The organism is Achromobacter seleniivolatilans, assembly GCF_030864005.1.
GTDB lineage: Bacteria > Pseudomonadota > Gammaproteobacteria > Burkholderiales > Burkholderiaceae_B > Achromobacter > Achromobacter seleniivolatilans.
The window spans coordinates 806,251-827,241 of record NZ_CP132976.1 but is presented as its reverse complement, the minus strand read 5'-3'; the positions used below and the strand labels follow the sequence as shown (position 1 = coordinate 827,241).

18 protein-coding genes are annotated in these 20,991 nt (G+C 62.9%); 13 read left to right on the top strand and 5 right to left on the bottom strand.

What is annotated here, in order from left to right:
- Position 1 precedes the first annotated feature (1 nt).
- Positions 2–1,153 (bottom strand): NAD(P)/FAD-dependent oxidoreductase, encoded by a 1,152-nt coding sequence (locus RAS12_RS03740; RefSeq protein ID WP_306945257.1) that lies wholly within the window; start codon positions 1,151–1,153, stop codon positions 2–4.
- Positions 1,154–1,264: 111 nt separating this feature from the next.
- Between RAS12_RS03740 and RAS12_RS03735 the strand changes: the two genes are divergently transcribed.
- Positions 1,265–1,885, top strand: a complete 621-nt coding sequence (locus RAS12_RS03735; protein WP_306945254.1) for a helix-turn-helix domain-containing protein — start codon at positions 1,265–1,267, stop codon at positions 1,883–1,885.
- Between the two features lie 28 nt (positions 1,886–1,913).
- The gene (locus RAS12_RS03730; RefSeq protein ID WP_306945253.1) at positions 1,914–2,657 is read left to right on the top strand and encodes an SDR family NAD(P)-dependent oxidoreductase; all 744 of its coding nucleotides are present in this window, start codon (positions 1,914–1,916) and stop codon (positions 2,655–2,657) included.
- 7 nt (positions 2,658–2,664) lie between these two features.
- Here the strand turns inward: RAS12_RS03730 and RAS12_RS03725 are convergent, their stop codons facing one another.
- The gene (locus RAS12_RS03725; protein WP_306945251.1) at positions 2,665–3,603 is read right to left on the bottom strand and encodes a LysR family transcriptional regulator; all 939 of its coding nucleotides are present in this window, start codon (positions 3,601–3,603) and stop codon (positions 2,665–2,667) included.
- A gap of 403 nt (positions 3,604–4,006) precedes the next feature.
- Between RAS12_RS03725 and RAS12_RS03720 the strand changes: the two genes are divergently transcribed.
- The 11 genes from RAS12_RS03720 (at position 4,007) to RAS12_RS03670 (ending at position 17,668) form a co-directional block, all read left to right on the top strand.
- Positions 4,007–4,843 (top strand): ABC transporter ATP-binding protein, encoded by an 837-nt coding sequence (locus RAS12_RS03720; RefSeq protein WP_306945249.1) that lies wholly within the window; start codon positions 4,007–4,009, stop codon positions 4,841–4,843.
- On the top strand, positions 4,836–5,687 hold the full coding sequence (locus tag RAS12_RS03715) for an ABC transporter permease (RefSeq protein ID WP_306945247.1): 852 nt from the start codon (positions 4,836–4,838) through the stop codon (positions 5,685–5,687). Before RAS12_RS03720 ends, RAS12_RS03715 begins: the two co-directional genes overlap by 8 nt.
- A gap of 76 nt (positions 5,688–5,763) precedes the next feature.
- Entirely contained in the window at positions 5,764–6,777 is a 1,014-nt protein-coding gene (locus RAS12_RS03710) for an ABC transporter substrate-binding protein (RefSeq protein ID WP_306945244.1), read from the top strand.
- Positions 6,774–8,459, top strand: a complete 1,686-nt coding sequence (locus tag RAS12_RS03705) for an amidohydrolase (protein ID WP_306945242.1) — start codon at positions 6,774–6,776, stop codon at positions 8,457–8,459. Before RAS12_RS03710 ends, RAS12_RS03705 begins: the two co-directional genes overlap by 4 nt.
- Positions 8,460–8,508: 49 nt before the next feature.
- Complete coding sequence (locus tag RAS12_RS03700) at positions 8,509–9,732, top strand: acyl-CoA dehydrogenase family protein (protein ID WP_306945239.1); 1,224 nt, start codon at positions 8,509–8,511, stop codon at positions 9,730–9,732.
- 319 nt (positions 9,733–10,051) lie between these two features.
- Positions 10,052–12,619 carry a nitrite reductase large subunit NirB gene (gene nirB / locus RAS12_RS03695; protein WP_306945237.1) on the top strand — a complete coding sequence of 856 codons (2,568 nt, stop codon included), beginning with the start codon at positions 10,052–10,054 and terminating at the stop codon, positions 12,617–12,619.
- Positions 12,619–12,966, top strand: a complete 348-nt coding sequence (gene nirD, locus RAS12_RS03690) for a nitrite reductase small subunit NirD (RefSeq protein WP_306945236.1) — start codon at positions 12,619–12,621, stop codon at positions 12,964–12,966. Before nirB ends, nirD begins: the two co-directional genes overlap by 1 nt.
- A 46-nt stretch (positions 12,967–13,012) precedes the next feature.
- Positions 13,013–13,825, top strand: coding sequence for a formate/nitrite transporter family protein (locus tag RAS12_RS03685; protein ID WP_306945235.1), 813 nt, complete (start codon positions 13,013–13,015; stop codon positions 13,823–13,825).
- A gap of 17 nt (positions 13,826–13,842) precedes the next feature.
- A complete protein-coding gene (locus tag RAS12_RS03680; protein ID WP_306945232.1) occupies positions 13,843–15,600 on the top strand; it encodes a bifunctional protein-serine/threonine kinase/phosphatase in 1,758 nt (585 codons plus the stop codon).
- 16 nt (positions 15,601–15,616) lie between these two features.
- Positions 15,617–16,390 carry a uroporphyrinogen-III C-methyltransferase gene (gene cobA, locus RAS12_RS03675; RefSeq protein WP_306945231.1) on the top strand — a complete coding sequence of 258 codons (774 nt, stop codon included), beginning with the start codon at positions 15,617–15,619 and terminating at the stop codon, positions 16,388–16,390.
- Positions 16,391–16,405: 15 nt separating this feature from the next.
- The gene (locus tag RAS12_RS03670; RefSeq protein WP_306945229.1) at positions 16,406–17,668 is read left to right on the top strand and encodes a nitrate regulatory protein; all 1,263 of its coding nucleotides are present in this window, start codon (positions 16,406–16,408) and stop codon (positions 17,666–17,668) included.
- A gap of 9 nt (positions 17,669–17,677) precedes the next feature.
- Here RAS12_RS03670 and RAS12_RS03665 read toward each other — a convergent pair whose 3' ends face one another.
- From RAS12_RS03665 to RAS12_RS03655, 3 genes are all read right to left on the bottom strand, one after another.
- A complete protein-coding gene (locus tag RAS12_RS03665) occupies positions 17,678–19,231 on the bottom strand; it encodes an MFS transporter (RefSeq protein ID WP_306945227.1) in 1,554 nt (517 codons plus the stop codon).
- Positions 19,232–19,314: 83 nt separating this feature from the next.
- Positions 19,315–19,770 carry a MarR family winged helix-turn-helix transcriptional regulator gene (locus RAS12_RS03660; RefSeq protein ID WP_306945225.1) on the bottom strand — a complete coding sequence of 152 codons (456 nt, stop codon included), beginning with the start codon at positions 19,768–19,770 and terminating at the stop codon, positions 19,315–19,317.
- Between the two features lie 111 nt (positions 19,771–19,881).
- Positions 19,882–20,943 (bottom strand): LacI family DNA-binding transcriptional regulator, encoded by a 1,062-nt coding sequence (locus tag RAS12_RS03655; RefSeq protein ID WP_306945223.1) that lies wholly within the window; start codon positions 20,941–20,943, stop codon positions 19,882–19,884.
- Positions 20,944–20,991: the final 48 nt, after the last annotated feature.

The window sequence follows — 20,991 nt, the reverse complement described above, 5'->3', positions numbered from 1 at the left end:
CTCAGCGCAGTCTTGCCGGCGTCAGCAGCGAGGGCGCAACGCCTTCGTCCACCAGGTACGCAGGTAAATCCTGGCCGGTAAGTAAAGCCGCCGCCATGGCCGACACGCCGGCGGCAGATTGAATGCCATAACCGCCCTGTGCGGCCAGCCAGAAAAAGCCCGGCTGCCCCGCATCAAAGCCCACGACCAGATCGCCGTCGCGCACGAATGAACGCAAGCCCGCCCACACATGAGCGGGCCGTCGGATAGTGAGCGTGGTCGCCATTTCAATGTGGTAGATGCCGGTGGCCACATCCAGCTCTTCGGCCACCACGTCATGCGCGTCCACGGGGTCCGCGTTCGCGGGTGATCCCAGCAACTGGCCCGCATCGGGCTTGAAATAGAAACTTTCGTCGATGCCAATTACCGCTGGCCAGGCGCTGCAATTCACGCCTTCCGGCGCGGCGAACGTGAAAGCGCTGCGTCTGCACGGTTTCAGGCCCACCGGCGCCACGTTGCAGCGCTCCGCCACATGATCCGCCCACGCGCCCGCCGCATTGACGACAATGCCCGCCTCCAGATGCGTGCCGTCCGTCAGCACCAATGTCCATCGGCCGTCATCGGACCTTGCGCCTGATTCCACTTCAGCGTTGCAATGCACCACCGCGCCATGGCGCCGCGCCGCAGCAAGAAAGCCCTGGTGCAAGGCATGCACGTCCAGGTCGCGGGCATCAGGTTCGAACACCGCCCCGCCCGCCACCGCCTCCGGGCGCAGGCAGGGCACCAGGCCGAGTGCGTCGGCGGGGTCCAGCAATTGGACATTGGCGGCGCGCTCATGCAGAGCCTGATAGCTGTCGACCAGTTCTGAATGCTGTTCTTGCGTCGCGATATACAGGCAGCCGCGATCTTGCAGAATGGGGTGTTCGCTGAACCCGGCCGGGGGCTGTTCGTAGAACGCGCGGCTGGCACGCGTGAGCGCCTGAATCTGCGGCGTGCCATAGGTTTCCATGAACATTGCCGCCGAACGGCCGGTGGAGTGATAACCCGGTTGCGGCTCGCGCTCCAGCAAGAGCACACGCGGCGAGGGCTGCGTTTCAGCGGCCAGACGGTAGGCCAGTGACGCGCCGGCAATGCCGGCCCCAACGATTACGACATCAAACAGCTGCTCACTCATGACGCTTCCAAAATTCTCTTATATGAGAATTCTCGGATATGACAAAATATCCGTCAATGAAAAAGGCCGGGTTTCATGCGCTTGCCCGTGCCACTAAGGGAAAGCACCGATATGCCCCTAAAAACCCCGGCCTCGCCCGCCGACGACATCCTGGCCGACCGCAGCAGCCTGGGCGTACGCCTGCGCGCCCTGCGCAAGGCGCGTCCAATGACGTTGAAGGAACTGTCGGCGCTGACTGGCGTTGCGTTGTCCACCTTGTCCAAGATGGAACTGGGTCAGGTGTCGATCAGCTACGCCAAGTTCGCCGCCGTGGCGCGCGCGCTGGATGTCGACATCGCCGAACTGTTTGGCCCCGCCGCCGCCCCAGACAACACCGGCCCCGCCCCAACCGCTCTGCGCTGCACGCTGGATGAGTCGCCGGGCTACCTGACCGGCACCTACGATTACAAGTTGCTGGCCGGCCAGTATCCCCACCGCAGCATGACCCCTATGTATGGCCGCATCCTGGCGCGCGACGCCTCGGAGTTCGACGACTACATGCGCCATGCGGGCCAGGAATTTCTGGTGGTGCTGGAAGGCGAACTGGAAATCCGCTTCGAAAACGGCGATGCCATGCAATTGGCCAAGCACGAGACCGCGTACTTTGATAGTGGTGTCGGGCACATCTATCTGTCGCGCAGCGCCAAGCCGGCGGAGATCATGGTGGTGATGACGGCATGGCATGATGAGTGACACTGACCCATCCACTGCCAACCGCCCCATGAACGCCACCTCCCCCGTCGCCCTGATTACTGGCTCCACGTCCGGCATCGGCGCCGCCATTGCCCGCCGGCTTGCGCGGGACGGCTACTTGGTCATCCTGCACTCCAGGAGTTCCGTGGACACCGGGCTGGCGATGGCCCGGGAACTCGGCGCTGCCGCCTATGTGCAGGCGGATCTGGCCGTTGATGCGGACCGCGTGCGGTTGATTCGCGAAGCGATTGCCGTGTGGGGCCGGCTTGATGTCCTGGTCAACAATGCAGGAATCAGCCGCGTCATTGCCCACGCGGACCTGGCGGCAGCCACCCCCGACGTCTGGCACGCGCTGCACGAGGTCAACGTGGTCGCCCCGTTCCGGCTGGTTGCCGAAGCGGAACCGGCGCTGCGCGAATCCGCCAAACGCGGCCGCCCCGGCTGCGTCGTCAATGTCAGCTCGCACGCGGGCGTGCGGCCCAAGGGCGCATCCATTCCTTATGCGGCAACCAAGGCCGCGTTGAACCACGTGACGCGCCTGCTGGCGGTGTCATTGGCGCCGGATATCCGCGTGAACGCCGTCGCTCCGGGCTTGGTGGACACGCCGTTGACCGCGGATTGGACGGCCGCGCAGCAGCTATGGAAGGAGCGGTCGCCCATGCGCCGCGCCGCCAGCCCCGACGATATCGCCCAGGCCGTCGCCATGCTGGTCGCATCGGATTATTTGACTGGCGAAATCCTGCTGTCGGATGGCGGCCTGAATCTGACGTGATACGCGGCTAGGTCAGCTCGTCCGCAATCAGCCCGATCGTTGCTCGCAGCCATTGCTGCGACGCGCTGCGCTGAGTGCGGTCGTGCCACAGCTGCGAAATGGCAAAACCCGGAACGGACAAGGGATGCGGCAGCACGCGCAACGGATGCAGCCGCGCGAATTCCTGCGCGGCACGGTTGGCCACGGTGGAAATCAGATTGCCTGCCGCCAGAATCGGCGGAATAGCCAACATATGCGGCACTTGCACCGCCACGTCGCGCGTCAGTCCCTCGCGCTGAATCGCATCCTGCAGCACACGTTCGCGCGCCCCGTTCTGGCGTGGCATCGACAACTGGCGGCACGCCACAAACTGCTCGCATGTAATGGCGCCGCCGCTTGCCAATGGATGGCCGTCGCGCATCACGCAGACGTAGTGATCCTGGAACAGCTCCTGGCGATAGATCGGAAAGTTCACGCTGACGACCGTGGATAGCGCCAGGTCCACCTTGCCGCTCAACAGCATTTCCTCTGGCACACGCGACTCCACGTCGTGCATCGTGATCGAGACACAGGGCGCAATCTGTTCCAGCCGGGTCAAAAGCGCAGGCAACAAGACGAACGTCACGTAGTCCGTCGCGCCAATATTGAAATGCAGACGGGACGTGCGCGGATCAAACGCCTCTGACGGTTGCGTCAGATTCTGCAAGGCTTGAATTGCCTGACGCACGCCGGGCGAGACTTCCAGCGCCTTGTGCGTCGGCACGACGCCGCGCCCCGCGCGCAAGAACAAAGGATCACCGAATACCGTGCGCAATTGCGCCAGCCCTTTGCTGACCGCCGACTGGCTCATGGCAATGCGCTCTGCTGCGCGCGTGACATTTCCCTCGGCCAGAATCGCGTCAAAAATCACCAGCAGATTCAGGTCCAGCGCGCGCCGGTCATGTGGGTTGGAAATATGCTTGGACATATAAATAGTTATGGGAATACCGCATGACAAACCATGCGGAAACGGAATCGGCATCCCGCAGCACCGATTACGGACAGCGCGTCTTATCCGTTTACTCAACGACGCCGGTCAAACACGGCGAGTTCGCCGACGTTAGAAAAAATTAGACAAACCAACATGGCGGAATATTCATTTCGCGCATGTCTTTATGCCGTTTTCACCGCGTTGACAGGCCTTGCCACGCCATTCAGGATGCGCGGCAGGAAAGCACAGGCATCGATGCGTTCGCATTAATAACACGCCCGCTGATCAATGCCATCACGGCGCTGCCGCATGTGCTTCAAACCGGAATAAACAAATCTCCCATGGCCATAACGCACGCCGCGCAGTCACCAAAATCCGGCGCCAATCACGCCCCTAAATCATGACGAGTTTTCATTCGACGATCGCGGCCGGCAGCGGCGCCTTGCGCCTGCCGGCGCAGACCCTCGCACGGCATGACGCCGCTGGCGGCACATTGGTCCGGGCCAGGAATCTGTCCAAGCTCTATGCCACGCCTACAGGCGCGAACTGGGCGTTGGACGGCGTCGACCTGGATATCCGCACGGGTGAGTTCATGTGCGTCATCGGCGCCAGCGGCTGTGGCAAGACAACACTGCTGAACTTGCTGGCAGGCTTCATCACACCGTCCCAAGGCGAACTGGATTTTCGCGGCAAACCCTTGCGCGGCGCGGGGCCTGACCGGGGCGTGGTGTTTCAGGAGTACGCGCTGTTCCCGTGGCTGACCGCCATCCGCAACGTGGAATTCGGCCTGCGGCTGGCCGGCATGGATCGCGCGTCGCGCCACGCCGAGGCCAAACGCCTTTTGGCGCTGGTGGGCCTGTCACGCGTGGCGGAGCAATATCCATTTGAGCTGTCCGGCGGCATGCGCCAGCGCATCGCTGTGGCCCGCGCGCTGGCGACCAAACCTCAGTTACTGCTGATGGACGAGCCATTCGCCGCCATTGATGCGCTGACGCGTTCAATGCTGCAAGACGAACTCGTCAAGCTTTGGAAAGAACTGGGCATCACCGTGTTCTTCATCACGCACAACATTGAAGAAGCGATATTCCTGGGCCAACGCGTGGTGATCATGAGTTCGCATCCCGGCCAAATCAAGAACATCGTGGACGTGGATCTGGACTACCCCCGCCACCGCGAGAGTCCTGAATTTGGCGCGTACTACTCGCAGATCTCAGAGGCGTTCGCGAGCCATGTCTGAGCAATCCATTCCTATGCCAAACGCGCAGCGCGCCGATCTGGAACGGCAAGTCATACAAGCGCGCAAGGACCGCCTGCGCGGCGAGCGCAGGTCCCGGCTGATGCTGGGTCTGGCCGGCCTGCTGGTTTTTCTGCTGCTTTGGGAGGCCGCGCCGCGCCTGATTCCCGGCGTCAATCCGCTGATGTTTCCGCCGCCCACCGCCGTGGCGCATACGTTTTGGACGATGACCGTGGACGGTGAAATCTGGCCTCATGTATGGGCCAGCCTGGGCCGCGTACTGGCTGGATTTGCAATCGGCGCCAGCGCCGGCATTTTGCTTGGCGTTCTGACCGGTGCAGGAATAAAGATGCGTCACTTCAGTGATCCGGTGTTGCACGGACTGCGGTCCATTCCGGTGATCGCCATTGTGCCGCTGGCCATCGTCTGGCTGGGGCTGGGCGATATCGCGAAGATCGTGCTGATCGCTTGGGGGGTGTTCTTTCCTGTGTGGGTAAACACCTTCATCGGCATTCAGAACGTACCCGAATCCTATCAGCGCTCGGCCAGCACCATGGGCGCGAACCGCCTGCAACTGATGTTTCTGGTGTCGCTACCCGCTGCATTGCCCTTCGTCTTCGCAGGCTTGCGCCAAGCGACGTCGCTGTCGTTCGTGGTGCTGGTGGCCGCCGAGCTGGCGGGCGCGGAGCAAGGGTTGGGATTCCTGATCTCGTATTCGCACCTGGTGTTTCGCATCGACATGATGATCGTCGGCCTGCTCTATCTGGGCGCGCTTGGTTTTTTGGCCGATCAGTTTTTCGTGACGCTGCTGCGCAAGTTGTTCCCCTGGTACCTGGGCAATCGCTGACGCGGCTTCCCCAGTGCTCTTCTTCTTATCGCAATCCGGGACGCTGACGCCTCCCTCTCTTTCAGGAATTACCGTTATGGATCGTCGTCGTTTTCTGGCCACCCAAAGCTTGACCGCCCTGGCGCTGTTGACCGGCACCTCGGGGCTGCGCCTGGCGCATGCCGCAGGCATTCCGGTTTCCATCGCCGAAAGCGAAGGACACAGCTGGGCGGTGCCCTTCGTGGCCGATGCCGGATCGCTGTGGGCAAAGAATGGCCTGGATGCCAGCACCACGCACTTCACGTCGGGCCGCTTGACCGCCGAAGCGGTGCTGGCGGGCAAGGCCGACTTTGCCACCACCACCGATAGCGTGGTCGCGCTGGCGGCGCTGCAAGGCCACAAGCCTGTGGTGTTCGCGGAGTTTGCGAATTCATCTACGCAGATGCTGGTGGCCGCGCGTAAGGACAAGGGCGTCAACGTGCCCGCCGACCTGCGCGGCAAACGCATCGGCACCTTTTACGGATCGGCCGGCCATTTCTATCTGAACCAATATCTGAAGCTGCACGGCCTGACACCCAAGGACGTGCAGATCATCAATCTGCGTCCGCAGGAAATGGTCACCGCGCTTGCGCAGGGCAGTATCGATGCCTTCAATTGGGACTGGTGGGCCGCTGACGCCGCCGCCAAACAAGAAGGCAAGGGCAACGTGCATGTACTCAGCACGGACGGCGTGGAAAAGGTCTATACCAGCCATTTCCTGCTCATCACCAACGAGCAGACCGCAAAGGCCAAACCCGCTGCGCTGCAAGCCGCAGTGCGCGCACTGATCGACGCAGAAGCCGTGTTCAAGAATGACTTCGAACGCGCGGTGTCTGTGCTGGCCGAGCGCACCAAGGGGTCGCTGGACGCGTCGCGCAATGGGCTGCAACGCAATCACACGGAAGTTCAACTTGCGCCCCGCCTGATCGATGATCTGGTGGCGAACGCCGAATGGGCCATTGCCGAAAAGATCGCCCAGCCGCCCGCCAATGGCGACCTGCGCGCGCTCTACGCGGGGCTGATCGACAAAAGCGCCTTGGCCGCCGTTGCGCCTGCCCGCGTGAAACTATGACGCGCAAGGCTGTTGAACGGATTCTGCATAACGCCCGCATCATCACGATGAACCCGGTCCAGCCTAGCGCCCAGGCGCTGGCAATTTCGGGCGGATTGATCCTGCGAGTTGGCGCCAATGATGAGGTGCTGGCGCTGGCCGGTCCAGAAACGCAGTTGGTGGACTTGCAAGGCCAGACGGTAACGCCGGGCTTCATCGACGGCCACGCGCACATGGAGCGCGAGGGCCTGAAGACCTTGCGCCCGTCGCTTGCGCATGCGCGCACGATTGGCGATGTGCTGGACGTGATCCGGAAGGAAGCCGCGCGCCGGCCCAAGGGCGCATGGATCATCACCATGCCCGTTGGGCAACCGCCCTACTACTTCGGCGGCCCGTCCAATCTTGCCGAAGGCCGCATGCCCAACCGGCTAGAACTGGACGCCGTGGCGCCCGAGCATCCCGTCTACATTCCTGGCTTGTTCGGCAACTGGGGCGCGCCCCCCGGCCACAGCGCGCTGAATTCCCTGGCCTTGCGCCACAACCACCTGGACGGCGCCAGTCGGCCCTGCTGTCAGGGAATCGAACTGGTGCGCGCGGCCAATGGCGAGCTGACGGGCAACATCATCGAGACCAATAAACGGCCGATGCTGGAATTTGATTTGCTCAGCGCCGTCCCGGCGTTCTCGTTCGACGACCGCCTGGAAGGCCTGCGCCGTTCGCAGCAGATCTATCACGCTTACGGCACGACCAGCGTCTACGAAGGCCACGGCTCGGCGCCGCAGACGCTGTCGGTGTACCGCCAGCTTTGGGAAGACGGCGGGCTGACGATGCGCAGCCGCCTGTGCATCAGCCCGTCCTGGACGCGCGACGACGCCGACGTTTTTCTTCGCGACAGCTACGCCTACGCGCGCGGCGTCGGCTTGGGCGACGACTACCTGCGTATCGGCGGTATCAACCTGGGGCTGGGCGGCGCGCCCGAGTCGGCCGCAGCCTCCCGCCGGGCGCTGCCCAATACCGGCTGGGCCGGTTTCGTCGAATGGCACAACACCATCGACGACTACCGCTACTACGCCGAAGGCGCGGCGCGGCACAACTTGCGCGTGCACTCGGTGGTTGATGACCGCCTGACTGAAGTGCTGGACGTGTTTGAAGCCATCGACCGCCAGTATCCGCTGGCGGGCCGCCGCTGGGTGGTGGAACACATAGGCAATGTGACCGCCGAAGACATCTTGCGCATGCGCCGGCTGGGCATCTTCATCACCACAAACCCGCTGTACACGGTGTGGAAGAACGGCGCGCCCAAGGTGGACGCACCCAATGGCGGCAACGGATTCATGCCGCTCAAGACCTTGCTGGAAGCGGGTTTCCCGGTGTCGGCGGGCAGCGACAACATCCCGGTCAACCCCTTTTATGCCGTGTGGGCCAGCGTCGTCCGGCAGGAAAGAACCACTGGCCGCGTCATCGGGCCGGCGCAGCGCCTGTCCCGTTGGCAAGCATTGCAACTGATCACCTCGCATGGCGCTTGGTTGAGTTACGAAGAAGGCCGCAAGGGCACGCTGGAAGCCGGAAAGCTGGCTGACCTTGCCGTGTTGAGCGCCGACCCGCTGACCGTGCCGGATGAGGCATTGCACGACATCCACGCCCATCTGACCTTTGTGGGCGGACAGCTCGTGCACGGCGATCTGGGCGCCTACCTGTCCTGATCGGCCGCCTTGCCATGCGCCCCCACAACTTCAATCTCAAGGACCGACGATGACCGCTCCCTATGTACCCGTTTCCGAACGCAATCTGTTCGGCTACGACTTCGGCCCCAGGCAGCAAGCGGTGGACGCCTTGGCCGCCACGCTTGCCGCCACCGCCATCGCCCGCGACAAGCAAGGCGGGACGGCCTTGGCCGAGCGTCAGGCCATCCGCGACAGCGGCCTGCTGACTTTACGGGTGCCGGGCCCCGATGGCCGCCCCGCCGAATCATTACCTGCCGTCCTGCGGATCGTGCGCCATCTGGCGTCGGCGGACAGTTCGCTGGCCCATTTGTTTGCGTTTCAGCACTTGCAGGTGGAAACGCTGACGCTGTTTGGCACGCCAGCGCAACAGCGCCGCTTTCACGAGCACACCGCAGCCGGCTGGTTCTGGGGCAACGCCACCAACGACCGCGACACGCGCTTGCGCCTGCTCTATGAAAATGGGCGCTATTTTCTGGACGGTGAACGCATGTTTTGCTCGGGGTCGGCAGACTCCGACGGATTGATCATCAACGTTGCCCATCCCGCCCAAGCAGAGGGCCGAATTTTTCTTGCCGTGCCAACCAAGCGACACGGCATCGAAGTCTTGCATGACTGGGACGCCATCGGGCAGCGCCAGACAGACAGCGGCACGGTGCGCTTTGACCGCGTCAAGGTCGAAAACGACGAGCTGTTGGGCTGGGAACCCGGACAGCCCGCCGCTGCCCGCCTGCCGCGCCACACGCTCAGGGCCTGCCTGGCGCAGTTGATCCTGGCGGAGATTTACCTGGGCAACACCGAAGGCGCTTTGGCTCAGGGGCTGGACTACATTGGCCAGCGGCGCCGCCCCTGGCCAAGCCTCGGAGAAAAAGCCGTGCTGGAAGATTCGCTTCTGCAACTGCGCTTTGGCGAATACTGGACGCGCTATCGCGGGGCCCGCGCGCTGACGCAGGATGCGGCGCTTGCCTTGCAGGCCGCCTGGGATCGCGGCGATGCGCTGACCGCCGATGAACGCGGCCAGCTGGCTTTGGAAATTGCCCAAGCACGCTTGAGCGCCGCCGATGCGGGCCTGCACATTGCCAGCAACATCTTCGATCAGGCAGGCGCAAGCGCCACGCTATCCAGCACCGGGCTGGACCGCTACTGGCGCAATATCCGCGTACACAGCCTGCATGATCCGCTGGACCACAAGCGTGTGGCGCTGGGCAATTGGCTGCTGAATGGCCAATTCCCCGTGCCATCGGGTTACAGCTGACCGGCACAACGATGCTGCGCTGCGCCAGATCAGTGCGCCGCGCACAGCGCCTTGCACCGGTTTGAGGCATTGCGGCCCCTGCGCACCCGATGTCCTCAACCGGTTTTCCCATTTCCCGCCGCCTCAATCCCCCTATGAAACCAGGTGCGTTATTCGCTGCACGCAGCGGTGATCGCATTCCTGGCACGGTCTTTGCTTAAGTGTTCATGCAGGCCGCAAGGCACGCACCACAACTTGAGCAGTACCGGCAAAGGCGCCCCGACCGAAAGGTCGAGGGCGCCTTTTGCCTTTTGAAATCCATTCAAGCCTGGGGATATCCATGAAAGCAGCGGCCACTACCGATTCCTTGCAGACGCTCGTCGTGATCGGCAACGGCATGGTCGGACACCATTGCGTCGAGCAGTTGATCGCCCACGGCGCGCTGGAACGCTACCGCATACACGTGTACGGCGAAGAAAGCCGCCGGGCCTACGACCGCGTTCATCTGTCCGAATACCTGAACGGGCGCGACGCGGAATCAATGGCGATGAGCGACGCCGCGTTCTATGAACAAGACAGGCTCACTCTGCACCTGGGAATCCCAGTGTTGGAGATCGACCGCCACACGCAGGAAGTCGTGACGTCAAACGGACGTATGGCGTACGACAAGCTGGTGTTGGCGACCGGGTCGTTTCCGTTCGTGCCCCCCATCGCGGGTGCGCAAGGCGCGTCGCGGCTGGTGTATCGCACCATCGACGACCTGGACCTGATCCGAGAAGCCGCCAACGGCGCGCGGCGCGGCGTGGTGGTGGGCGGCGGCCTGCTGGGGCTGGAAGCCGCCAACGCGCTGAGGTCGCTGAATCTGGAAGCGCACGTGGTGGAGTTTGCGCCGCGTCTGATGCCGGTGCAATTGGATGAACAAGGCGGCGCGGCGCTCAAGGCCCGCATCGAAGCGCTGGGCGTCAGCGTGCATTTGTCCCGCTCCACTCAAGACATCAAACCCGGCACGCAGTACCGCTACCGCATGCGCTTTGCCGAAGGCGCGCCGCTGGAAACCGATTTGATCGTGTTTTCGGCTGGCATACGCCCGCAGGTGGCACTGGCACGCAAGGCGGGGCTGGCGCTGGCCGAACGCGGCGGGGTCGCCATCAATGATTTGTGCCTGACGAGCGATGAACACATTTACGCCATCGGCGAATGCGCAGCCTGGAACGGCAGCGTGTTCGGTCTGGTGGCGCCGGGTTATCAAATGGCCCGGATCGTTGCGGCCGAGCTGTGCGGCGTGGCGGTTCAAGCCTTTACCGGCGCCGATATGTCCACCAAGCTCAAGCTGCTGGGCGTGGACGTGGGTTCCATCGGCGATGCCCATGGCGCCACGCCCGGCGCACGCAGCTACCGCTACATCGACGAAGCCGGATCTGGCTACCGCCGCCTGGTGGTGTCCGAAGACGGCAAGCGTGTACTGGGCGCCGTGCTGGTGGGCGACAACAGCTATTACGACACGCTGCTGCAATACGCGCAGAACGGCATCGCACCCCCGGCAGACCCCGCCAGCCTGATCCTGCCGCTGGGCAAGGGCGCGCCCAAACTCGGCGTGGATGCCCTGCCCGCCACGGCCACCATTTGCTCCTGTCACAACGTCAGCAAAGGCGCGGTCAGCGCGGCCATCGACGGCGGCTGCACTGACTTGGCGGGCGTCAAAAGCTGCACCAAGGCGGCCGCGGGTTGCGGCGGCTGCGCCAGCCTGCTCAAACAAGTGGTGGAGCATGAACTGGCCTGCCGTGGCGTAGCCGTGGACAAGAGCCTGTGCGAACACTTTGCCTACACCCGCCGCGAACTCTACGACATCGTGCGCGTGGGCGGCATCGAAACGTTTGAAGCCCTGCTGGCCAGCCATGGCCGCGGCCACGTGGGCTGCGACATCTGCAAACCTGTCGTGGGCTCGATCCTGGCGTCGTGCTGGAACCGCCCGATTCAGAATCCGAATCTGGTGCCGTTGCAAGACACCAACGACACCTTTATGGCGAACATGCAAAAGAACGGCACCTATTCCGTGGTGCCTCGCATCCCTGCCGGCGAGATTACGCCCGACGGCCTGATCGCCATTGGCGCGGTTGCCAAGAAATACAAGCTCTACACGAAGATAACGGGCGGCCAGCGCATCGACCTGTTCGGCGCGCAACTGCACGAACTGCCCGACATCTGGGCCGAGCTGATCGCCGCCGGCTTTGAAACCGGGCACGCCTACGGAAAATCCACACGCACGGTGAAGTCGTGTGTAGGCAGCACATGGTGCCGCTATGGCGTGCAGGACAGCGTGCAGATGGCGCTGGATATCGAGCATCGCTACAAGGGCCTGCGCGCCCCTCACAAGCTGAAGTTCGCGGTGTCGGGCTGCACGCGTGAATGCGCCGAAGCGCAAAGCAAGGACATTGGCGTCATCGCCACCGAAAACGGCTGGAACCTGTATGTATGCGGCAACGGCGGCATGCGCCCGCGACATGCCGAGCTCTTCGCAACCGATCTGGACGACGAGACCCTGATCCGCACCATTGATCGCGTGCTGATGTTCTACATCCGCACCGCCGACAAGCTGCAACGCACATCCGTCTGGCGCGAATCACTGGAAGGCGGTCTGGACTATTTGAAAGCCGTGGTGCTGGACGACAGCCTGGGCCTCGCCGCCGAGCTGGACGCGCAGATGCAGCTGGTGGTGGACCGCTACGAATGCGAATGGGCGGACGCGATCAACGACCCGGAAAAACTCAAGCGTTTCCGCACCTTCGTCAACGATCGCAGCGCAGACCCCGACATCCAGTTTGTGCAGGAACGCGGTCAGCCCCGTCCTGCCCCCACCCCGGCGCCCGCCGTGTCACGCGTCATTCCCATCGCAGAGGAGATCGTTTGATGAACGCCCCCGCAGATTCCACCGTCTGGCGCCACGCCTGCACCCGGCAGGATCTGGTCGCCAACTCCGGCGTCGTCTCCCTGGTGGACGGCGTGCAGGTGGCCTTGTTTTACCTGCCCGGCGCCGACGGGCAACACGTGTACGCCATTGAAAACCGAGACCCGAAATCAGGCGCCAACGTTATCGGCCGCGGCCTGATCGGCCAACTGGGCGGTGACCTGGTCGTGGCCTCTCCCCTTTACAAGCAGCACTTCCGGCTGGCCGATGGCAGCTGCGTGCAGTACCCGGACCAAGCGCTGCGCACGTGGCAGACGCGATTCAACGGCGACGCCGTGGAAATCGCCTGACACGCGCCTCACCCGATTCAATCTCAGCACCTCCACAGGAATCATCATGTCCTACCTTGTACCTTCGGAATTCGTCACCAAAATGGTGGACGCGGGCGAGTCGAAAATTTATATGGGCACCCGCGACGTCCTGATACGCGCCTACATGGCCGGCGCAATTCTGGCGATTGCCGCCGTATTCGCCGTGACCGTCACCGTGCAAACCGAGTCCGCGATTCTGGGCGCAGCCCTGTTCCCCGTGGGATTCTGCATTCTGTATCTGATGGGTTTTGACCTGCTGACGGGTGTCTTCGTTCTGACGCCGCTGGCGCTGTTCGACAAGCGGCCCGGCGTCACCGTGAAAGCGATCCTCAAGCATTGGGGTTACGTGTTCATCGGCAACTTCCTGGGCGCGCTCACGGTTGCCGTGCTGATGTCCATCGTCTTCACCTACGGATTTTCCGTGCCGCCCAACAAGGTCGGCCAGGTCATCTCGCACATCGGTGAAAACCGCACGCTTGGCTACAAGGAATACGGCGCAGGCGGCATGCTGACGATCTTTATCCGTGGCGTGCTGTGCAACTGGATGGTGTCGCTGGGCGTCGTGGGCGCCATGATCTCCACGACGGTCAGCGGCAAGGTCATTGCCATGTGGATGCCGGTCATGCTGTTTTTCGCGATGGGTTTTGAACACTCCATCGTCAACATGTTCCTGTTCCCGTCGGCAATGATCATGGGCGGCAACTTCTCGATCATGGACTACATGATCTGGAACGAGATCCCGGTGGTGCTGGGCAACCTGCTCGGCGGCCTTTCACTGACGGGTCTGACGCTCTACACCACGCACATGAAAACCGCGCCCAAGCGCCGTTTCAACTGATCACGCGCCCGGACGCCATGGACAGCTATACGCCCGGCGCCGCCGCTTCTTTGAAAGTGGCGGTGGGCCAGCACACCGACGCAGGCAGGAAAGCCGTCAACCAGGATTTTCATGGTTTGTGTGTGCCGGGCGAACCGCTGCTGGCCGCCAAAGGCATTGCCATAGCGCTGGCCGATGGCATCAGCAGCAGCAATGTCAGCCATATCGCCAGCGAAACGGCGGTAGCCAGCTTTCTGGAAGACTATTACTGCACGCCGGAAACGTGGTCAGTGAAAAAGTCGGCGCACAAGGTGCTCACCGCCACCAATGGCTGGCTGCATGCGCAGACCCGCCAGCGCCATCATCACGACCAGCCGCGCGACGCCGACCGAGGTTACGTCTGCACCCTGACCGTCATGGTGCTGAAGGCCACTACCGCGCACATTCTGCATATTGGCGACGCACGCATCTACCGGCTGCGCGGCGGCGCGCTGGAGCAACTGACCGACGACCACCGCGTATGGATATCGAACGACAAGAGTTATCTGGGCCGTGCGCTGGGCCTGGCGTCCCACCTGGAAATCGACTATCACACCCAAGCGCTGGAACCCGGCGATGTATTCGTGCTGGCAACCGATGGCGTGTACGAACATGTCGGCGCGCAAGACGTGGCGCAAGCCATCGCGGCGCATCCAGAAGCGCTGGACAAGAGCGCCCGCGCACTCGTCGAACTGGCGCTTGAACGTGGCAGCGACGACAACCTGACCGTACAGATTGTCCGCATTGATGCGCTGCCCCAACCCCAGGCTGATGAGATCGGCCGCTACAGTCTGAATCTGCCCTGCCCGCCGCTCCTGGCGGCCGGCTTGGATTTCGAAGGCTTTCGTATCCAAGACGAACTGCGCGCCAGCCACCGCAGCCATGTCTATCTGGCGCGCGACATCGCCAGCGGCGAGCCGGTAGTTATCAAGATTCCCTCGCTGGACCTCCGGCACGACCCGGCCTATCTGGAGCGGTTACTTACCGAGGAATGGATAGCACGCCGCATCGACAGCCGCCACGTGGTGCGTGCCTGGCCGATGCCGCGCCCCCGCCGCTTTCTGTACACCGTCAGCGAGTACATTCCCGGCCGCACACTGACCCAGTGGATGGCCGAACATCCCCGGCCCACCCTGGAACAGGCCGTCACGTTGATCGAGCAGATTGCCCGCGGCCTGCAAGCGTTTCACCGCTTGGAAATCATTCACCAGGACCTGCGGCCAGACAATATTCTGATCACCGAAGACGGCCAGGCCAAGATCATCGACTTGGGTTCCACACAGGCCGCCGGTCTGTTGGACCGGGCATCGCAGGAAGACAGCGCGGCGCCCATGCTAGGCACCGCGCAGTACGCCGCGCCCGAGTATTTCTTAGGCGAATCCGGCACCACGCGCTCGGACCTGTATTCGCTGGCTGCGATGCTCTATCAGATGCTGTCCGGCCGTTTGCCCTACGGCGCCGATGTCGCGCGCGCTCGCAGCCGAGCCGCCCAGCTGAAGCTGACCTATGTATCGGTGCTGGACCGCGACCGCGAACTGCCCGCGTGGATCGACGGCGTGTTGAGCCGCGCCCTGCATCCCGACCCCGCATCGCGCACGCCGGAGCTGTCTGAATTCACTTATGCCCTGCGCCATCCGCCCGATGCCGCCCAACGCGGCCAACGCGCGCCTTTGCTGGAACGCAACCCGCTGGCCTTCTGGAAAGGCCTGTGCCTTGCCCAGTTCGTGGCAATCCTGATCCTGATCATCACCCTATGAAGTCTGGAGGCCCCTTATGAATCCCAACGTCTGGCTGATTGGCGCTGGCCCCGGCGACCCGGAACTGCTGACCCTCAAAGCCGTCAAGGCGCTTGGCCAGGCTGATGTCGTGCTGGTTGACGACTTGGTCAACCCCTTGGTGCTGGACTATTGCGCGCAGGCTCGCCTGGTGTACGTGGGTAAACGCGGCGGCTGCCGTTCCACCCCGCAGGCCTTCATCCAGCGCCTGATTTTGCGTTACGCCCGGCTAGGGCTGCGAGTAGCGCGCCTGAAAGGCGGCGATCCCTGCATTTTTGGCCGCGGCGGAGAAGAAGCCCAATGGCTGACGGATCACGGTGTCTCCTGCGAAATCATCAACGGCATCACAGCGGGGCTGGCCGCCGCCACGGCTTGCGGCATTCCATTAACGCAACGGGGCATGGCCCAGGGCGTTACACTGATCACCGCCCATTCGCAGGACGGCACCATGCCTGACTGGACGGGGTTGGCACGCAGCGGCACGACGCTGGTGGTCTATATGGGAGTGGCGAAACTGCACGACATGAGCAGCCAACTACTGGCGGCCGGCATGGCCGCCGACACTCCTGTGGCAATGATCGAGCGCGCTTCTTTGGCCAGCCAGCGCGAATGCCGCTCCACGCTTGCCGCCATGACCCGCGACGCCGCCGCCTTTCAATTACAAAGTCCCGCTGTGCTGGTCATTGGCCGGGTCGCCGCCTGTCAAGTGTTCGGCGCCGCTGACGCCCCCGTGCCCGCATACGCTGAACCCGCACTGCGCCTTAGCGCCTGAACCCAAGAGACCGTCATGGCCGAACGCCATATGCCGCCGCCCTTGCGCTTTTTGCTTGCCGCCCGGCGCAGCGAGCTTCTTGGCCTGGAAGCCCTGGCGGGCACCTGCGAATTGGTGGTGCGCGTGAGCGCGCTGGTGCATGCGCTGCAAAAGGAACGCGGCTACTCCAACCTGACGCTCTGTACCCCGCAAGAGCGTCTGCAACAAACGCTGGCGGGACTCAGCGAAGAAGCCGTCCACGTAGAGTCAGACGCCCGCCGCTTCCTTGATGGGCTGGCGGCCGACACCACACAAAGCAGCGGCAAGGCGCGCCTGCTCAATGCCATTGCCTTTGCGCTATTCCGGCTGGACGAACTGCCCGGCCTGCGCCGCCAGATCCGCGAGCAGTCCGTGCCAGTGGAAGGCGCCGATGCGCGTTTCACGCAGGTGATCGGCAGTTTGCTGGCCGTGGTGTTCGAGGCGGCGGACTCGGCCTTAGATCCCGGCGTCACCCGTATCCTGGTTGCTTTGCTGAACTTCATGCAGGGCAAGGAACTCAGCGGCCAGGAACGCGCTTGCGGCGTCATGGGCTTCACGGCGGGGTTTTTCACCGATGCGCAGAAATCCCGCATGCTGGGCCTGGCTGCAAACCAAGGACGCAGTTTTGACATGTACGCGCAGTACGCCGACGAGGCGGTATTGCAGTGCTGGGAGAACATCCAGCAACAAAGCAAGCCCGTGCAGCGCATGCGCGATATGGCGCAGCGAACCACCCCCGAGCAACGTGTCGACGCCGCTTTGGCCGAGCTGTGGTTTGACGTGTACACAGCGCGCGTAGACGCCATGCGCGAAGTGGAAAGCCTGCTGGCCCAGGCCCTGGCGCAGCAGTGCGAACGCCGCATCGCTGAAACCCGCCAGGAACTGGACGATCGCCGCCTGCTCCTAAGCCGCTACACCAACCACGCCAGCGGCCGCGCGCCCAGCATGGTGTTCAGCGTGCAAAGCCGGATCGTGGACACCCCGGCAGCGGACGGCGTAGGCAGCGAACTGGAACGGTCGATACTGGACATGATGCGCGAACAGACGCTGCGCATGCAGCGCACCGACGAAGCCCTGCACACCATGCGCGGCGCGCTGGAAGAAAAAAAGCGCATCGACCGCGCCAAGCTGCTGCTGATCAGCCAGTATGGCCTGACCGAGCAGGCCGCCCATGAACGCCTGCAACGCACCGCCATGGATGGCGGCCTGTCGCTGTCGGACGTGGCCAGTCAAGTGATCAGCCAGCTGGGCGGGAACTGAATCCCCGAGTCAGCGAAACACCCGTTGCGTCACGCTGACCAGCGCCCCTGCCAACGCCAGCACCGCCAGCACGCGGAAATGATCCAGATTGGCCAGCAGCGCAGATTGTTGGTTCAACATCTGCGAGATCTGCGCCATCGCCATCTGCTGCGCCTGGGCGGGGTCCGCCACCGCCGCGTAGATGCTGCTTAACTGCGACTTCGCCGCTTCAAAGCGAGGGCTGCCCAAGGCAATGCTGGCTTGCAGCACGTTGTAGTGCTCGGACGTAAACCACTGCTGGCCCACGGTAGCCACCATGATGCCCAGCGCCTGCCCGATCTGCGCCAACATGTTCTTCACCTGCTGCGCGTGAGCAAAGACAGCCGGGTCGCGGGTAAGACCCGTGAAGGTATTCATAGCGGTGGCGGGCATGATGATCATGATGAACACGCCATAGCAGGCCAACGCCGGCAACACGTCGGACCACGGATTCGCCGCGGGCGTCAGCCGCGACATCATCAAGGCAAATAGCGCCAGCGCCAGAAACCCTGTCACGAAAAACTTGCGCGGCGACGGCCAGCGGGGAAGCAACTGCGCCATCACCGCAAAGGTCAGCACGCCTGCCCCAAGGCCCATCCCAAAGAACACGCCCGTGTTGGCCCAAGACAAACCCAGTGCCCGTTGCAGCATCATGGGCACCAGATAACCGTTGGCGCCCAGCATCACATAACAGAACATGAAGAGCGCCAGTCCGCTCAAGAATTGCACCTCTTTCATGCCGCCCAGCTTGAGTAGCGGCGCGCCGTTACGGGTTTCAGACCAGATGAAATAGCCCAGAGCCACCAGCCCGGCCACCGCATAGAACACGATCAGGTGACGGTCACTGAAGTAGTCGTAGTAGGACCGCTGCAACGCGTGCAGCAGCAGGAAACTGCCCAGCCCCAATGCGGCCAGCGGCGCCAGCCGCGCGCGTCCGGCCACGGTCGCGCGCCCTTCCTTGCCGGGCATGGAAAACATCACCGGAATCATCGCCAGCACAGACAACACCGCCACCAGCCAGAACATCAAAGGCCAGCCTTCGTGGTCCACCGCTATTGACGCCAGCAAAGGCCCCAGCGCCGTTCCTGTGCAAAGCCCCGTCGCCAACGCCTTGATGCCATGAAAACGCGCCGGGCTGGGCGGAATCAGGTTCACTGTCAGCCTCGAAGACGTCAACATTGCCGCGCAGCCCATCGCCATCAGCACCCGGCCCAGCAGAAAACCCGCCTCGCCGCGGGACAGCGCGCACACCACCGCACCTGCCGCCGCCGCGCCCAGCGACGCCAACAGATAGCGGCGCAAACCCAGGTGGTGCACCAGCCAGCCTTGCAGCGCAATCATCACCACGGCGACGCAGGCGTAGATGACAGCGACAGTGGTGTATTCCTCGGGGCTGGCGCCGATCTCGCCCATGATGGGCGCGGCGGCAAACGTCACCATCCCGTTTTGGAGGAAGTCGATGAAGGTCAATGCGCCTATCGTCATCAGCAAAAAAGGTGGAACGCTGGGTGTTGTGCGGGCAGATGCCGCGTTTTGCTGTGGCATGAAGAGTGAGCTGTTTGGCGTTATAAATGCCTAGGCTGTATATGCCTAGGCAGGTAAATAAATAAAAAAAACGAACTGACGTATCAGTCCGTCTTGGCGTTGATCAGTACCCGTGACAACAGCTTGTGCAGTGTTTGCGCGTCGTCTTCCGAAAAACCGGTCAGCAAGCGGCGCATCGCGACATCACACGCAGCCAGCGCCCGCGGCAACGCGGCCTGCCCCTGTTCAGTCAGTTCGATCAGGTAGCTGCGCCGGTCGGCCTCGTTTTCTACGCGGCGAATGAAACCCTTGGCCGCGATACGGTCCAACAGCCGAGTCATCGCACCCGAGTCATAGGCCAGCACCCGGCAAAAGTCGCTGAGTGTGCGGCCCCAACCTTTGGCCAGGCAGTTCAACACCACATACTGCGGCGTGGTGAGTTCGAACGGGGCAAGTTCGCGTTCCAGCGCTTCGTGGATGGCGCCGCGCACGGACGTGACCATGAAGCCGAGTTCACCCGTATAGAAGCTGTCCAGCACGGTAGGTTTGACGGGGGTCATGGGGGCCTCGCTGCAATGCGGGTGTCAATAACGTGACGATTTTTGGATTTTATCTGCCTAGGCAGTTAAAAAGCAAGCACGCCGTGAATTCGTTGGGTTTACCCCCCAAAGCTATGGCAGGTTTTCCCGGAAGATGACCTGGCTGCGCGCCAGTTCCACGCCATTCATGGCGCTACGCCTATCGCGCAAATTGCAAAAAATGCGTACGCAGCTCATCAGCGCTTCCATCGGGCTTTGCGTGATCACGGCGTCCATGGTGCCGTCGATCAGCAACGAACGGGTATCGGGCGTCAGACCATGCCCTATGAACACTACCCGATGCTGCAAGCCCGCTTCCTTCAAAGCACGCGCCACGCCGTCGGACGCGCCGCCAATGTTGTAGATGCCGGCCAGATTCGGATATTGCTCCAGCAATTGACGGGTTTGCTCGTAGTTGCGCTGGGCATCGTCATAACCTTCGCGCAGATCCACCACCTGCATGGCCTGGAACTGCTCGGCATACAGCTGCAAAAAACCGCTTTCACGCTCTTCGTGAGCGCGGTAATGGCGCGACCCGGCAATCAGCGCCACGTGCGCGGCTCTCAGGCCGATAAAGCGCGCAATCAGATAACCGGCGGTGCGGCCCGCAGCCCGGTTATCCAGACCCACATAAGCCGTGCGGCTGCTGTTGGCCAGGTCGGAAATCAGCGTCACCGTCGGCACGCCCTGCTGCGCCAGCGCATTGACGGCTTCGCGCACGGCGGGATGCTCCAGCGCCATGAAAGCAATGCCGTCCGCCCGCTTGCCGTGTTTGGCCAAGGCTTGCGCCAACGCATCGGGATTGAAGCTTTCCACGTACTCGATCTGACACTTGGCATTCAGCGGTGCAAAGTGCTCGTGCGCGTAGCTGACCGTGTCGCCCAGCATGCGCAGGTAGCGGTTGCTGCCGCGCGGCAGCAGAAACACCAGCCGCATCGGTTCGGGCGGCGCGGCAGCCAGCAGTTCCTGTTCGGGCAGATAGTCCAGCTCGATGGCGGCCTTGAACACCTTTTGGGCGGTGTTGGCGCGCACCCCCGGCCGGCGGTTCAACACGCGATCCGCCGTGGCGGTGGACACGCCGGCAAGCGCGGCAACGTCTGCCAACCGGGCAAGCTTGCGTTCGGGAGGGAGTCTATTCACATCAAAAACCATCATGAATAAGGTTTGACGATGATAGCGCTTATTCACTATTGTCCACTCTGC